The organism is Streptomyces sp. NBC_01618, from assembly GCF_045209435.1.
Taxonomy (GTDB): Bacteria; Actinomycetota; Actinomycetes; order Streptomycetales; family Streptomycetaceae; genus Streptomyces.
Genome location: NZ_CP109297.1, coordinates 7,085,292 through 7,099,456, shown reverse-complemented (window position 1 = coordinate 7,099,456; position 14,165 = coordinate 7,085,292). Strand labels below are relative to the sequence as shown.

General features: G+C 72.2%; 11 protein-coding genes. 7 read left to right on the top strand and 4 right to left on the bottom strand.

Annotated features, from left to right (window positions below):
- Positions 1-9: 9 nt before the first annotated feature.
- The 4 genes from OH735_RS32970 to OH735_RS32955 form a co-directional block, all read right to left on the bottom strand.
- Complete coding sequence (locus tag OH735_RS32970; protein WP_406385308.1) at positions 10-459, bottom strand: YchJ family protein; 450 nt, start codon at positions 457-459, stop codon at positions 10-12.
- Positions 460-530: 71 nt separating this feature from the next.
- Entirely contained in the window at positions 531-1,340 is an 810-nt protein-coding gene (locus OH735_RS32965) for an SAM-dependent methyltransferase (RefSeq protein ID WP_406385307.1), read from the bottom strand.
- Between the two features lie 136 nt (positions 1,341-1,476).
- Complete coding sequence (locus OH735_RS32960; RefSeq protein ID WP_406385306.1) at positions 1,477-1,713, bottom strand: DUF397 domain-containing protein; 237 nt, start codon at positions 1,711-1,713, stop codon at positions 1,477-1,479.
- Entirely contained in the window at positions 1,713-2,573 is an 861-nt protein-coding gene (locus OH735_RS32955) for a helix-turn-helix domain-containing protein (RefSeq protein WP_406385305.1), read from the bottom strand. Before OH735_RS32955 ends, OH735_RS32960 begins: the two co-directional genes overlap by 1 nt.
- A gap of 207 nt (positions 2,574-2,780) precedes the next feature.
- Here OH735_RS32955 and OH735_RS32950 point away from each other — a divergent pair, with 207 nt between their 5' ends.
- The 7 genes from OH735_RS32950 to OH735_RS32920 all read left to right on the top strand — a co-directional run bounded on the left by OH735_RS32950 (position 2,781) and on the right by OH735_RS32920 (position 14,159).
- A complete protein-coding gene (locus tag OH735_RS32950; protein ID WP_406385304.1) occupies positions 2,781-3,239 on the top strand; it encodes an ATP-binding protein in 459 nt (152 codons plus the stop codon).
- On the top strand, positions 3,233-3,673 hold the full coding sequence (locus tag OH735_RS32945; RefSeq protein WP_406385303.1) for a hypothetical protein: 441 nt from the start codon (positions 3,233-3,235) through the stop codon (positions 3,671-3,673). The genes OH735_RS32950 and OH735_RS32945 overlap by 7 nt, the downstream gene beginning before the upstream one ends.
- A gap of 194 nt (positions 3,674-3,867) precedes the next feature.
- Positions 3,868-7,482 carry a WGR and DUF4132 domain-containing protein gene (locus tag OH735_RS32940; protein WP_406385302.1) on the top strand — a complete coding sequence of 1,205 codons (3,615 nt, stop codon included), beginning with the start codon at positions 3,868-3,870 and terminating at the stop codon, positions 7,480-7,482.
- Complete coding sequence (locus OH735_RS32935) at positions 7,479-8,615, top strand: AAA family ATPase (protein ID WP_406385301.1); 1,137 nt, start codon at positions 7,479-7,481, stop codon at positions 8,613-8,615. The genes OH735_RS32940 and OH735_RS32935 overlap by 4 nt, the downstream gene beginning before the upstream one ends.
- Entirely contained in the window at positions 8,615-10,963 is a 2,349-nt protein-coding gene (locus OH735_RS32930; RefSeq protein ID WP_406385300.1) for a DUF5682 family protein, read from the top strand. Before OH735_RS32935 ends, OH735_RS32930 begins: the two co-directional genes overlap by 1 nt.
- Complete coding sequence (locus tag OH735_RS32925; RefSeq protein ID WP_406385299.1) at positions 10,960-12,153, top strand: VWA domain-containing protein; 1,194 nt, start codon at positions 10,960-10,962, stop codon at positions 12,151-12,153. Before OH735_RS32930 ends, OH735_RS32925 begins: the two co-directional genes overlap by 4 nt.
- Positions 12,150-14,159 (top strand): hypothetical protein, encoded by a 2,010-nt coding sequence (locus OH735_RS32920; protein ID WP_406385298.1) that lies wholly within the window; start codon positions 12,150-12,152, stop codon positions 14,157-14,159. The genes OH735_RS32925 and OH735_RS32920 overlap by 4 nt, the downstream gene beginning before the upstream one ends.
- Positions 14,160-14,165: the final 6 nt, after the last annotated feature.

Sequence of the window (14,165 nt, the reverse complement as noted above, 5' to 3'; positions counted from 1 at the left end):
GGTACGGGGTCAGTCGGCGAAGACCGCGGTCGCGTACACCCAGGCGCCCTCGTGCCGGACGAAGCGGCTCTTCTCGTGGAGCGATTCGGGCCGCCCGTTCTCCGTGTAGTGCGCGCGGAAGGTGACCGTGCCGGTGGTGTGGAACGCGCTGCCGTCCGTCGTCTCAAGGATCTCCAGACGCACCCACCGCGTCCCGGGATCGAAGTCGACGGCGGGCGGCCGGGTGTCGGGGTGCCAGGTGCGGAGCAGGTACGCCTCGTTCCGGACGACGAACGCGGCGTACCGGGATCGCATCAGCGCCTCGCAGGTCGGCGCGGCGAGGGTCCCGGCGTGCAGGCGGCCGCAGCAGTCCGCGTAGGCGGCGGGCAGGCCGCACGGGCACGGCGATTGCGCGGTGATCGCGGAAGGCCGCGCTCCGGCGGCGGCCGGGCGTCTCGGTCGTGTGGGGCGTCGTGACATGCGTCCATTGTCACCCGCGGTCGGGCCGGCCCGGCGGACCGGGGTGGAGCGGTGACGGCACCGGCCGGTGCTCAGGGCTTGCGGGCCACGCCCGCGTAGCCCGGGATCGGCTCGTCGCCGGTGACGTCGACGGGCTCGCCGAGTTCCGGGTGCCAGTCCGCGGAGAGCGAGACGCCCGGCTCGACGAGTTCGAGTCCGTCGAAGAACGTGGTGAATTCGGCGTGGGAACGCAGGCGCAGCGTCATCCCGCGGGCCTTGTACAGGGCGGACGCCTCCGCGGCGCTCTCCGGGGCGAAGTCCCCCGTGGTGTGCGAGAGCACCAGATAGCTGCCGGGGGCGAGCCGCTCGACCAGGCTGTCGACGAGTTCGGCCGCGCCGTCCTCGTCGTCGACGAAGTGAAGCAGAGCCAGCAGCGACAGCGCGATCGGCTTGCCGAAGTCGAGGACCTTGCCGGCCTGTTCCAGGATGGCTTCCGGCTTGCGGGCATCGGCCTGGATGTACTCGGTGGCGCCCTGCGGGGTGGAGCGCAGCAGGGCCGCGGCGTGGGCGAGGACGATCGGGTCGTTGTCGCAGTAGACGATGCGGGAGTCCGGGGCGGTCCGCTGGGCGATCTGGTGGAGGTTCGGCTCGGTGGGTATGCCGGTGCCGATGTCGAGGAACTGGCGGATGCCGTTCTCGGCCAGCCACCGGGTGGCCCGGTGCATGAAGGCCCGGTTGACCCGGGCCATATCGCGTCCCCTGGCATCAAGGGCCAGCAGTTGACGGGCCATCTGTTCGTCGACCGGGTAGTTGTCCTTGCCGCCGAGGAACCAGTCGTACATCCGGGCGGGATGCGGCTTGCTGGTGTCGATCTCGATGGCTTGAGGGTCTTGCCCGGTCATATGCGCGCTCCATGGGGTTCGTGGGCCGGCGGACAACAAGAGTGTGGGGCGGAATCGGCTCCGGCGCTGCGGATTCGGGTGAGAAGGCCGTCGATTCGGGTCGCAGCGCTGTGGATTCGGCCGCGGGGCAGTCGGTTCAGGTCAGCAGGAAGTCCGCCTGGCCGGACTTGGCGCCCTGGATGAACGCGGCGATCTCGCGGTGGGTGTAGATCAGGGCGGGGCCGTCGGGATCGGCGGACTGGCGCACGGCGACCCTGCCGTCGGACAGCTTCATGGCTTCGACGCAATTGCCTCCGTTCCCACCGCTCCACGGCTTGTACCAGCCTTCGGAGCCGAGTTCGGCGGCCGGCATGCCGTTGTATATGGGATCCATCACAGCTCCTTGCGGAAGTCCCGGAGGATTTCCTTCGTGCGTTGTGCAGTTGCGGCCTGAGCCGCCATGCGGTCCATGACTTCGAGGTAGGAGGCCACCTCGGGGCGCGCGTCGAAGTAGACGGCTCCGGTCAGGTACTCGCTGTAGACCATGTCGGGGAGTTCGGGGACGCCGAAGCGGAAGAGGACGAAGGGGCCGTAGGTGCCGGGGTGGTGGCCGGTGGAGAATTCCGCGATCTGCAACGTCACATGGGGCATCTCGGTCGCTGCGAGCAGCCGGTCGATCTGTCCGCGCATGACGTCGGCGCTGTCGACGGGACGGCGCAGCACCGTCTCGTCCATCACCACCCACAGTTTCGGGGCGTCCGGCCCGAGCAGCAGGGACTGACGCTGCATCCGCAGCGCCACATGGCGTTCGATGTCCTCGGGTCTGGTCTGGCCGACCGCTCCGGTGCGCATCACCGAGCGCGCGTAGTCCTCGGTCTGCAGCAGTCCGGGGACGAAGTGCGGCTCGTACATGCGCAGGAGGCTCGCGGCGCCCTCCAGGCTGACATACATGCTGAACCAGTCGGGCAGCACATCGTGGTAGCGCTGCCACCAGCCGGGTCTATTGGCCTCCTCGGCGAGCCCCACGAAGGCGTCGGCCTCGTCGTCGGCGATCCCGTACGCCTTCAGCAGCATCTGGACATAGGGGATCTTGAGAGCGACCTCGGCGGTCTCCATCCTGCGTATCGTCGCAGGTGCGACCCGCAGCACCTTGGCAGCCTGGTCACGGCTCATACCGACGCGCTCCCGCAGATCCTGCAGGCGCTTGCCGAGAACGACCTGACCCACGGTCGGGGCGGACCGCGGTTCGCTCACTTCAGACCTCCCGATGCGGTGTTTGGCAGCAGTGTGCCATGCGCGGGCCGCCCACGACACAGCCACTCTGAAATTTTCAGAGTGCCCCTTGCCAAGTGTTCCCGACAGGGGGAGAGTTGGTGAGTGAACCAGTTCACGCAGTCACGTCCGCCCCTGTGCACATGGGATGGCGGAGCGTGGCGCAGCCCCCACTGTGAGGAATCGGTTGTGGCACCTGGCAGTGCGCTCGTCCCCCGGCTCATGGACCTCAGGCCCGGCGCGGAGGCGCTCCGGTACTGCTTCGCGCTGCCCGCGCACCCGGAGTCGGTGGCCGGCGCGCGGCGGCTGACGCGGGCCAGACTCGACGAGTGGCGGCTGGACGAGGACACGCACGAGGCGGCGGTCCTGATCGTCTCGGAGCTGTTCACCAACGCGGTCGTGCACACGATGAGCACGCGCGTCGTGTGCGAGCTGCGCTGCCTGGACGGACGACTGCGGATAGCCGTACAGGACCAGGGGCATCAGCCCGGCGGGCCACAGCTGTGCCGCACCGCCGACGACGAGCACGGACGCGGTCTGCTGCTCGTCGACGCGATGAGCAGTTCCTGGGGTTCCCATGGCGCGGGCAACGGCTCGGGACGCATCGTCTGGGCAGAACTACCGCACGGCACGGAGCAGTCATGCTGAAGAACGCGATGTCGCATCTGCTCGGAGCGCGGCGCTCCCACGAGCCCCGGCGCGCCATCGACCCGGGCATGGTGCAGTTGCCGCTGCCGCCCGCACTGTCGGCGAGCCTGGGCTGCGACGCGGTGGGGGTTCCGGCGGGGTACGGCTTCCGGCTGATGTCCCATCTGCCACGCACCGGCTGCGTGTTCGCGGACGCGGACCGCTGGTGGTGGATCGTGCCCGCGGGTTCCGACCTCGATCTGGACTGGCCCCCGCAGGTCGCCTACGCGAAGGGGGCGTTCGTTCCGGCGGTACGGCCCCGGCTGATCCACCAGCCCGACAACCGCACGCCGTACACACCGCCGATCCCGCTCTTCCTGATGGTCTGTCAGGTCACTGGCGTGACACCGTCGTGGGCACCGTCCGGTGGCGCCCGCGCGGTGTCCGCTCCCTGACGCGGCCGGTCCGCTCCCGGCCGCGTCAGGGAGACAGGGGGCGGGGTTCTTTCAGGAAACCCCGCCCCCTGACCTGCTGATTCACCCGTCGGACACCCCGTTCACGCTGCGTTGTCAGTGGCCCGTTCTACTGTGGCACCACTGATCGAAAAGCCCGCGGCGGAGCGGGCTGCGGGCGAGAAGGGGGCGGAGCCGTGCGCCGCTGGGAATTTGTCGAGGGCACTGCGTCGAAGTTCTGGGAGACCGGGGCCGAGGGCGCCGTGGTGACGGTGCGCTACGGACGGTGCGGAAGCGACGGACGTACCCGGACCAAGGAGTACGCGTCGGCCGAGGCCGCGGCGGCACAGGTCGTCAGGACGATCGCGGAGAAGGAGAAGAAGGGGTACCGCGAGGTCGCGGCGTCGGCTTCGGCCCCCGCTGCTGCTGTTCCTGCGCCGGACGCCACGACAGCCGCGACCGCCCCCGGTGCGGTTCCACAGGAGGACACACCCGTTCTCCCGGACGAGAACACCTTCATCCTGCCCACCAACTGGAAGCGGGTGCTCCACCCCCGGCGCGGCGGAGTGCGCCGAGGGCCCGTCAAGATCCGGCGGGAGGCGTTCGACACGATCGAGGCCAGGCTCGCGGAAGACGCCGCCTGGATCCAGGAGTTCGCGGACTCGCCGCGTTCGGACGCCTCGGTGGCCGAGTCGCTGCGCGCACATCTCGGCTCAGAGCCCTCACCGGTCGGTGCGGCCGCACTGACCGCGATCGTCGATGTTTCGGGGTGGGCGGACTTCTGGTCCGAGCGATACGGCCTGCCGTTCGCCGCACGGACGGCGACCGAGGTGTTCTCGGTCGACGCCGACTGGCAGCAGAGCGGCCTACAGCGGGGCGCGCCCCGGCTGATGGCGCTCCCGGGCCCCCGCCACGCGTACTGGTCCTGGCATCACCGAGCGCCGATCGACCGGGTCCGTGCGCTGCTCGCCGCGGCCGACGAAGAGACCTACCGGGCGGCGGTCGAGGCACTGGCCGAGTGCCGCACCGACACCTTGCGCAAGATCATCGTCTCCTACCTGGTGCCGAGCGAGACCGACTGGGTGGACGAGCTCTGCGCGGATCCCGCGGTGAGCGTGGAGCAAGACCGCACCCTGCGTGCCATGGTGTTCAGCTCCCTGTACTCGGCGGACCAGCTGGCGCTGCTTCCGTACCGCCCTGATTTCACCCTCGGTGTCGCGATCATCGCCACGGTGGCCGAGGGCATCGGACCGGCTGTCTCCCAGCCGCTGGCCGCCACGCTCGACGGCAACCACTACTACTCGGACAGCGTGAAGCTCGCCGCCGACGCCCTGGTGGAGCTGCCCACCGACGAGGCCTTTCGCGGCCTGCTGGCGCATGCGGACTCCAAGCATGTCCGCCCCTCGCTCCTGGAAGCCATGCGCCGCTATCCGGTGCGTGCAGTGCGTCTGCTGGCCGCCGAGGCGAGCGGCGGTTCGGCTGCCGCGTCCCGGTCCTTGCAGCTGCTCCGGAGTCATGTCGGCGCCCACCGTGAGCTGCTGACGCCGGTGCTCGGCGATCTCGGCCCCGAGGTCGTGGAGATCGTCGAACCGCTGCTCAATCCTGCGGATCTGATCGCCGACGCGCCGGTGAACGCCCTGCCGGCCGTGCTGACGGCCCCGCCGTGGTCCCGGCCCCGCACCACCGTCAAGACCAAGGCGGTGACGGGCCTGACCGCTGTGTCCGTGCCCTCCCTGGAGTGGCTGCCCGAGGAACAGGCCGCCTGGGCGGCCACCTCCTCCTGGTACACCACGCAGCGCGACAACAGCGATCTGAACGAGTACATCGACGTCCTGCGCCACGGCTCGGGCGCGGAAGATCTGCGACCGGCGTGGGTGTTCGTCCACGGCGACGAGGAAGTGGTCGCCCCGCTGCTGGCCACCTGGGATCCGACCGACCTGTGGGACGGCGAGGACACGTTCAAGCCGATCGCCGCACGCTTCGGCCTGGCCGCACTGCCGTTGCTGTTGCGGGTCGTGCCCCGGCAGCCGAGTTCGCTCGCCCCGCTGCTGCTCCCGTACGTCGATGTGGACGTCGCCCGGTCCATGGCGAACTGGGCGGTCCGGCTCAAGTCCACTGCGACGACCGCCCGTTCCTGGTTCGCCCGGCACGGCGTCGCGGCCGCCCCGCTCCTGGTGCCGGACGCCGTGGGCAAGGCGGGTGCCGCGCGGCGCTCCGCCGAACAGGCGCTGACGCTGATCGCCACGGTGCACGGCGACGCCGTGGTGCGCGAGGCCGCCCGGGCGTACGGCGCGGAGGCGGCGGCCGCGGTGGACGGGCTGCTGGCCGCAGACCCGCTGGAGCGGGCACTGCCCGCCAAGATGCCGGAACTGCCGGGTTGGGCGGAGCCCTCGGTGCTGCCGCAGATCCTGGTCCGGTCCGGCGGCGCGCTGCCGGTGGCATCGGCGCGCCATGCCCTGACGATGCTGGCACTGTCGAAGCCCGGTGAGGAATATCCGGGAATCGCCTCCCTGACCGAAACGGCCACAGCCGATTCGCTCGCCGAGTTCGCCTGGGCCCTCTTCGAGCAGTGGCGGCTGGCGAACATGCCCGCGAAGGAGTCGTGGGCCCTGCACGCGCTGGGGCTGCTGGGTGTCGACGAGACGGTCCGCCGGCTCACGCCGATCCTCCGTTCCTGGCCCGGTGAGGGAGCGCACCACCGGGCGGTGGAAGGGCTCGATGTGCTGGCGTCCATCGGCAGCGATGTGGCGCTGCTGCATCTGCACGGCATCTCGCAGCGGGTGAAGTTCAAGGCGCTCAAGGCGCGGGCCCAGGAGAAGATCGCCGAGGTCGCCGCAGGACTGGGGCTGACCGGGGAGCAGCTCTCCGACCGTCTGGTTCCGGACTTCGGCCTGGACGCGGACGGCTCGACCGTCGTCGACTACGGCACCCGCTCGTTCACGGTCGGCTTCGACGAGCAGCTGCGGCCGTACGTGCTGGACGGTGACGGCAAGCGCCGCAAGGACCTCCCGAAGCCAGGCGCCCGGGACGACGCGGAGCTCGCCCCCGCGGAACGCAAGCGGTTCATGGCGCTCAAGAAAGACGTCCGGACGGTCGCCTCGGACCAGGTGAGGCGTCTGGAGGCCGCGATGGTGACCGGACGGTCCTGGACGGCCCAGGAGTTCCAGGAGCTGTTCGTCGGTCATCCGCTGCTGTGGCACCTGGTGCGCCGGCTGGTGTGGCTGAGCGGGACGGACGGTGCGGCGCGCACCGCGTTCCGGGTCGCGGAGGACCGTACTTTCGCCGACGCCGAGGACGATGTCTTCGTCCTGCCGGAAGACGCGACCGTGCGGCTCGCGCACCCGCTGCACCTGGGCGACGAACTGACCGCCTGGGCCGAGGTGTTCGCCGACTACGAGATCCTGCAGTCGTTCCCGCAGCTCGGGCGCACCGTGCTCACGCTGCCCGAGGAGGAGGCCGGGGAGTACCGGCTCACCCGGTTCGAGGGCCTCAAGGTGCCGATCGGAAAGGTGCTCGGGCTGGAGCGGCGCGGCTGGCGGCGCGGTGTCCCGCAGGACGCCGGGGTGGAGCGCTGGATCTCCAAGCGGCTGAGTGACGACTGCTATCTCGTGATCGCGCTGGACCCCGGCATCGCGGTCGGTGTGGTCGACATGTTCCCCGAGCAGGTTCTGGAGACGGTCTGGCTCGACGATCGGCCCGACGACCACTGGAGGCGGCGCAGCCACTCGCTCCGGTTCACCGGGTTGGACGCGGTGACCATGTCCGAACTCCTCGTCGACCTGGCCGAACTCACCGAGGGCGTCGCGTCGTGACCAAGCGGGACGAGATCCGTACCGGGACAACGGGCGGCGCCGCGGCACCGGTGCAGCGACCCCCGGCCGAGGAGCGGTACGCCGAGGAGCTGGCGGCCCTGCGGGCGGACGACCGCGATCCGCGTCCGCCCGGTTGGGAGCTGAGCCTGCGAGCCGCGCGCCGGTTCATCATCGGTGACGTGGAGACGGGCATCAGCCGGAAGTTCGTCGGCAACCCTTCGCTGGTGGACCGGGCTCTGGTGACGCTGGCCACGAGTCGTGGGCTGATGCTGGTCGGAGAGCCGGGCACCGCCAAGTCGCTGCTGTCCGAACTGATCGCGGCCGCGGTCAGCGGGGACTCGACGCTGACGGTGCAGGGCGGTGCGGCCACCACCGAGGACCAGATCAAGTACGGCTGGAATTACGCGCTGCTGGTCGCCGAGGGGCCCTCCACCCGGTCGCTCGTCCCCGCCCCGATGCTGCGGGGCATGGCGGAGGGCAGGCTCGTCAGGTTCGAGGAGATCACCCGCTGTCCGCTGGAGGTGCAGGACTCGCTGCTGTCACTGCTCTCCGAGCGGGTGGTGGCCATCCCGGAGCTGACCGGGCCCGACGGCATGGTCTTCGCCCGGCAAGGCTTCAATGTCATCGCCACGGCCAACACCCGGGACCGGGGTGTCAACGAGATGAGCGCGGCCCTCAAGCGGCGGTTCAACTTCGAGACTGTCTTCCCGATCCCCGACCTGGACACCGAACTGACCCTGGTGGAGGCCGAGGTGACGGCCCTGCTGCAACGCTCCGGAGTGGAGCCGCCGCCGGACCGGGCTGTGCTGGAGGTCCTGGTCGGTACGTTCCGGGAGCTGCGTGCGGGGGCCGGTGAGCAGGGCGGGTCCGGCGCCGGTCCGGGCCGGCCCTCGGCGGTGATGAGCACGGCGGAGGCCGTGTCCGTCGCCCATGCCGTGGGGGTGCGCGGCTGGTTCCTGCGCGGCGAGCCGGGCAGTGCCGCCGATGTGGTTGCGTGTCTGGCGGGTACGGCGGCAAAGGACAGCCCGGAGGACCTGGCCCGCTTGCGCCGCTATCTGGAGCAGCAGGTGCCGCGCCGTCCCGGTCCGCACTGGAAGGCCCTGCACGACGCACGCCATCTGCTGGCCGACTGATGTCCGCGGTGTTCCTGGGGGTGCGTCACCACTCTCCCGCCTGCGCACGGCTGGTCGAGCGGACCATCGGTGAGCTCCGGCCCGCCCAGGTGCTGATCGAGGGTCCCGCCGAGATGAACGGGCGGCTGGACGAGCTGCTGCTCGGGCACGAGCTGCCGGTCGCGGTGTTCAGTCACTACCGCGACGGGGAGCGGGCCGCGACGTCCTGGGCCCCGCTGTGCGACTACTCGCCGGAGTGGGTCGCGGTGCGGGCGGGGCGGGCGGCCGGGGCGGAGGTCCGCTTCATCGATCTGCCGGCCTGGCATCCGGCCTTCGCCGAGCGCACCAACCGCTATGCCGACGCGGAGGCGCGCTATGCGGAGGCGACGGAGCGGCTGTGCCGGCACTTCGCGGTGGACTCCTCCGACGCCCTGTGGGACCGCCTGTTCGAGGTCGAGCCGGACGAGGGTCTCGCCGAGCGGCTCGACGCGTACTTCGCGCTGGTCCGGGGTGACGCGGAGGCCGACGCGGGCGACCGGGCGCGGGAGACATACATGGCCGCGTGGGTGCGCGCGGCGGTGGATGCCGCCGGGGACCGACCGGTTCTGGTGGTCACCGGTGGCTTCCACCAGCCCGCGCTCCGTGCGCTCACCGGATCCGGTGAGCGGGGCGGCGCGGGCGACGACGGCTGGGAGCGGGGCGAGGACGGCTGGCCCCGGGTGCCCGCCCCGCCGGACGGCGCCATCGCCGGGAGTTTCCTCGTGCCGTACTCCTTCCGGCAGTTGGACGCGTTCGCCGGGTACCAGTCGGGGATGCCGTCGCCCGGCTACTACCAGCAGGTGTGGGAGGCGGGTCCCGAGGCCGCGGCGGACGGCTTGCTGCGGGTGGTCGTCGAGCGGCTGCGGGCGCGGAAGTTCCCGGTGTCCACCGCCGATCTGATCGCCGCTCGGAGCCTGGCCCAGGGACTCACGGCGCTGCGCGGCCATCCGCGCCCCGCCAGGATCGATGTACTGGACGGCCTGGCGGGCGCCCTGATCACGGACGACCTGGACCGCCCGCTGCCGTGGACGGGCCGGGGCACGCTGGCGGCGGGTGCCCATCCCGCGGTGGTCGAGATGGTCGCGGCCTGCGGCGGCGACCGCGCCGGGCGGCTCCATCCCGGCACTCCGGCACCGCCCCTGGTTCACGACGTCGCGGCGCAGCTGGCCAGGCAGGCGCTGGACGGCGGCCCCGAGTCCACGTACCGCCTCGATCTCACGGACGCCGCCGGTCTGGAACGCAGCCGGACGCTCCACCGGCTGCGGGTGCTGGGGATCCCCGGACACGTGCGGACCGCCGGTCCCGCCCACGGTGTGGACCCGGTGTTCACCGAACGCTGGGAGGCACGGTCCGTCGCGGGGCGCGAGGCCGCGCTGGTGGAGGCGGGGGCGTACGGAGCCACCCTGGCCGAGGCAGCGGCTGTCGCACTTACCGAGCGGACGCGGGCCGGCTCGGCGCAGGCCGATCACCTGGCGGGGGCGCTGTTCGACGCCGTGCTGTGCGGGATGGACGGTCTCTCGGACCAGCTGCTCGGCGAACTCACCATCCGGGTACGCGAGTTGCCCGTGGTCGGCACGCTCGGGGAGGTGCTCGCCACGGCGCTCGGGCTGTGGCGGCACGACCGGGTGTTCGGCATGGCGCGTGGTCCGCTGCTCGCCACCGTGATCGACGGGGCGACGGAGCGGCTGCTGTGGCTCCTGGAGGGTGCGCGCGGCTCGTCGGGGGTGGACTTCCCCCGGCTGCGGGCCGTGGTCGCGGTGCGCGACACGGTGCTGCACGCACCGGAGTTGCTCTCCGTGACCCGGGAGACCGCGGCCGGCATCGCCTGGCGGATCGCCGGCGACCCCGAGGCACCGATCGATCTGCGCGGGGCCGCGTTCGGGCTGCGCCGCTCCCTCGGGCAGGTCCCGGGCGCGGCCGGAGACCCGGCCGAGGCGGTGGGTGCGGTGGCGAGAGCCGGTACGGACGCCCTCGGCGACTGGCTGGCCGGGCTGTTCGCGCTCGCCCGCGACGAGGTGACGGGCGCGGTGGGCAGCGACGACGGCGACGGGGCCGAATCGCTGATCGATGTGCTGGACGACCTGGTCTGCGCGCTGCCCGACGACGAGTTCCTGTGCGGGCTGCCGGCGCTGAGGCAGGCCTTCGCGTTCTTCCCGCCGCGCGAGCGGGACCGGATCGCCGGCCGTCTGCTGGAACGGCGCGGGGTGCACGGCTCGTCGCGTTCCCTGCTGCGGACCACCGCGGATCCCCTGCTGATCGCCCGGGCCCGCGCCCTGGAGGAATCCGTGTCCCGACTGCTGGCCCGCTACGAACTGGAAGCCACCCCATGACCACGTCCGAACAAGCCCCCGGCCGGGCACCCGTGCCCGGAGAGGGTCCCGGCACGGCTCCCGACGCGGGCCTGGAGCGCTGGCGGCTGGTCCTCGGCTCCGCCGCCGAACGGCACACCGGGCCGCTGGGGCCGGGCAACGCCGGCCGCGACGCCGCCCTCGACTGGCTCTACGGCCGCGACCCCGACCTCGCCCGGCGGGGGGTGCGGCGTTCCGGCACCACCTCCCGGGAGGGCGGTGACGGCCCGTCCGCGGTGACCGCGATCGACTGGCTCGACGACATCCACCGGCTCTTCCCGAAGGAGACCATCGAGCGTCTGGAGCGCGATGCCGTCGAGAAGTACGGGATCCAGGAGATCGTCACCGACCCCGCGGTGCTGGAGCGGGTCGAGCCGAGCCAGACCCTGCTGCGTGCCGTGCTGCGCACCAAGCATCTGATGAATCCGCAGGTGCTGCGGCTGGCCCGGCGCATCGTCGAGTCGGTGGTGAAGCAGCTCCTGGCCAGGCTCCGGCCGGAGATCCGCCGGGCGTTCCACGGCACCCGCTCCCGCAGGCCGAGCCGGTTCCCGCTGGCGAGGGACTTCGACTTCCGGCAAACCGTGAAGGCCAACCTCGCCCACTACCAGCCGGCCGAGCGGCGCCTGCTCATCGAGCGCGCCCACTTCCACTCCCGTACCCGTCGGCATGTGACGCAGTGGCAGCTGATCCTGCTGGTCGACCAGTCGGGCTCGATGGCCGGATCGGTCATCCACTCCGCGGTGACCGCCGCGTGTCTGTGGGGTCTGCCCGGCCTCAAGACGCACCTGGTCGCCTTCGACACCCAGGTGGTGGACCTGACCGCCGATGTGACCGACCCGGTGGAACTGCTGATGCGGGTCCAGCTGGGCGGCGGCACGAACATCGCACGGGCCGTGGAGTACGGCGCGGGTCTGGTGGAGAACCCCCGGCGCACGATCGTCGCACTGATCACCGACTTCTACGAGGGCGGCGACCCCTACCGGCTGGTGCGGGCGGTACGGGGGCTGGTGGAGCAGGGCTCGACCGTGCTGGGGCTGGCCGCGCTCGACGAGGACGCCGAGCCGGACTACGACCGGCTGACGGCCGGGCAGCTCGCCTCGGCCGGGGCGCACGTCGGTGCGATGACACCGGGCCGGCTCGCCGAGTTCGTGGCCGAGAGGCTGGGCCGATGACCGAGGCAGGAACCCGCGACGCCATGCGCCCCGATCTGCTCGCCCTCACTCCGCAGACCCTCGCCGCACTGGCCAACCGCGGCCTGGTCAAACGCGCCACGAAGGAGCTGGACGCGGGGGCGGTGCCCGCTCTCACGACCGATCCGGACACCACGGTGCACGCCCGGTTCGCCGACGGCACCACCACCGCACTGCCGCCCGGCACCGGTCTGGACGAGGGCGACTGCAGCTGCGCCGCACTTGGCGTGTGCCGCCACCTCATCGCGCTGGTGCTGGCCCATCAGCGCGGCGCCGCGGCCGATCCGGACAGCGCCCCCGCCACGTTCACCGACTGGTCCCCCGGCGGCACCGAAGACGCGGCTCTGACCGAGGCCGTCGGCACCCGCCCGGTCACCTCGGCCCGGCGCACCTTCGAGCGGGGTTACGCCGCCGTTGTGCACCGCCCCTCCCCCGATCACCCCGAGCCCCGGGTCGAGCTCCCCACCTGCGCGGTGCGTTTCCCGGTCCCCGGCGAGATCGCGTACGCGTTGACGGACGCGGCGGCCGCGCTGCGCGGCGAGGTGGTGGCGCTCGCGGTATGGGCGTTCCGGGCCGCCGACGCCACGGACACCGAGGCGCGTTCCGTACCTGTCCAGGTCGGTGGCCGCCCCACCGCACCGGCCACGGCCCTGCCCGCGCTGGACGCGGCCGTAGGGCTGGCGGACGAGCTGCTGGCGGAGGGCGTGGCCCATGTCGGGCCGGTGCACGGCGGAGCCCTGGCGCGTGCTGGTGCCGCGCTGACCGCCGCATCGATGCACTGGCCGGCGGGCGCGATCGCCGAGCTGACGGACCAGCTCACGGCGTACGCCGACCGCAACGCCCACTACCGCCCGGAGTCGGTCGCCACCCTGCTCACCGAGTTGCACGCCCGGCGGCGGGCCGCCGCGCATCCCGGCGTGCTCGGCACCCGCGAGGCCGGGGACACCCCGCTGCGCCGGGTCCGGCTCGTCTCGCTCGGCTGCCGCGTCCACGGCACCGCGCAGTCCCTGATCTCCGAGGTGTATTTCGCCCACCCCGGCGCGGGCACCGTCCTCGTGCTGCGCAGGACCTGGACGGTCCCCGAGGGCAAGGAGCTCTCCTCCCACCAGCTGGCCACCCGTCGTGTCCTCGCCACACCGCTGGGCTCGCTGGCCACCGGAAGCCTGGTCAGCGAGAGCGTCCGGCGCACCCCGAGCCGCGCGCTGACCGTCACCCGGGGCAGGCTCGGCACGACGACCATCACCCCGGTCGGCGCCGCCTGGACGGAGCTTCCCGACCCGTTGCTCGTACGGGATCTGACCACCCTGACGGCAGGCTGGGACGGCAGGCCGCCCCGGCTGATCCGGCCGCGGGTCGAGGCGGAGGCGGTCCATGTCGTCGCGCTGTCGGAGGTGGAGAACGTCGGTTACGACCCGGCCGAGCAGCGCCTCGAAGCCGTTGTGCGCGACGCGGCGGGGACCCGGGCGCTGGTGACGTCGGAGTACCGGCCGGAGTGCCCCGGCGCGCTGGACGCCCTGGCCGACGCGCTGGAGGGCGGCGCCACACACATCAGCGGTTCGCTGCACCGGTCCGGCGGTGGAGTCCGGATCGACCCGCTCGCGGTGCTCACCCCGGCGGGGACGGTCGTGCCCGATCTCGCCGCCGGTGATGGCTCCACGGCGCTGGCAGCGGTAGGACAACGCCCGTCCGAGCCGCTGACGGCGGCGCTGGACGAGGCGATATCCGCCATGTCGGCGGTGCCGCACAGCGGGCTGCGCCATCTGAACGTCCCCGCGCGCGCCCGGATCGACGAAGCGGCGACCACGCTGTCCCGCACCGGCCTGTCCCGCGCCGCGATCCTGCTGCGCGCCTTCGTCGAGACCCTGGACGACGGGGCCATGCCGAACGAGGAGGCCCTCGCCGCCCGTTCCGGGGCGTGGCTGGCGGCCCAGCTCCACCTCCTGGTCAGCAGCGAGCTCCGTTCCTCCGGAGCGGGGTCCGATGTCTGAGGGACG